This is a genomic window from Nostoc sp. UCD121 (genome assembly GCF_014222285.1).
Classification (GTDB): domain Bacteria; phylum Cyanobacteriota; class Cyanobacteriia; order Cyanobacteriales; family Nostocaceae; genus Nostoc.
On the sequence record NZ_JACKZS010000468.1, the window covers coordinates 1 to 1,310 of the forward strand.

The following is a 1,310-nucleotide window of genomic DNA, read 5'->3' on the forward strand; positions in this document are numbered from 1 at the left end:
ATATTATATATAGGCATTGAATAAACTGTCAAAATGATAAATTGTTTATAGTCTATTCCGCTAATTTTTTATCAAATTTATAAAACAGATATTTAACCAGTTAAACTACTGTAAAGCCAGCAAAATATAGTATTATCTATTTTTTAATACAGAAATATTATCACAATGCGTATTTTGGTAGTCGAAGATGATGTTCAGCTAGCAGAGATGTTGATGGAAGCCCTGACTGACCGTCAATATGTGGTAGATATAGCCCAAGATGGAGAGGAAGCATGGGATTGCATCAAAGTGTTGGAATATGATTTGGTAGTACTAGATATTACTTTACCCAAATTAGATGGTGTAAGTTTTTGTCAACGCTTGCGATCGCCTATGGTGGGGCGTAGCCCATCGCCTACATCAAGGCATAGTTTATCGCGCAACATTACAATACCTGTACTCATGTTAACAGCACGAGATACCCTTGGTGACAAAATTACCGGGTTGGATGCTGGAGCAGATGATTATATGGTCAAACCTTTTGAAATGCCAGAGTTAATGGCTCGTGTTCGCGCCCTGTTGCGCCGCAATAGTGCCGCAACATCTTCTTCAGACTTTGGTTGGGGTAATCTGCGTTTAAATTCTAGCACTTATGAAGCCACATACTCTGACAAGCCTTTACACCTAACACCTAAAGAATTTGCTCTTTTAGAATTAATGGTTTCTAGCGGTCGGCGGGTGCTAAGTCGAGCCGGAATTATTGAGCGCATCTGGTCGCTTGATGACCCTCCCAGCGAAGAAACTGTTAAGTCTCACATTAAGAGTTTACGGTATAAACTTAAAGACGTAGGTGCTGCCGATGATTTTATTGAGACAGTTCATGGATTGGGCTATCGCTTAAAGCAGCTTTAGGAAAATACCCGATTTCTACCCGATATTTACCTCTTATCTTTACAACTGATTGTTAAACTACAATTACTGAAGTTAACCTCTTCTTTTACACTAGAACACTATTATTCTCCAAATCAGTTTAATTATTGATTTGGGGAATTTTAATTTTTATCTAAAAGCAATTAGTAAACCAGCTTTTTAAATGTCGAGAATTCATTAAGTCGGGAGCAACTGAGATGACTGTATCAACCATTTTTGTTGTAGTTGGAGCAAAACTGCGTAAAAAAGATTTGAGTTATGACCGTAATGTATTGCGATCGCAATACATTACTCCCCTGAGATCGCCGAGCTTGTAGGGTTTGTTAATACAATGTAACGCACCCAAACTTTATTTAATGCTAATTGTTTGTGCGTTACTCTCTGCTAGGACACTCTACAAG

1 protein-coding gene is annotated in these 1,310 nt (G+C 38.1%); it reads left to right on the forward strand.

Going from position 1 to position 1,310, the window contains the following annotated elements:
* Positions 1–165: 165 nt before the first annotated feature.
* Positions 166–891, forward strand: coding sequence for a response regulator transcription factor (locus tag GNF10_RS36925; protein ID WP_185582011.1), 726 nt, complete (start codon positions 166–168; stop codon positions 889–891).
* Positions 892–1,310: the final 419 nt, after the last annotated feature.

Coding starts and splice junctions, on each gene's coding strand:
- GNF10_RS36925 (WP_185582011.1), top strand. CDS start 166: ATGCGTATTTTGGTAGTCGAAGATGATGTTCAGCTAGCAGAGATGTTG.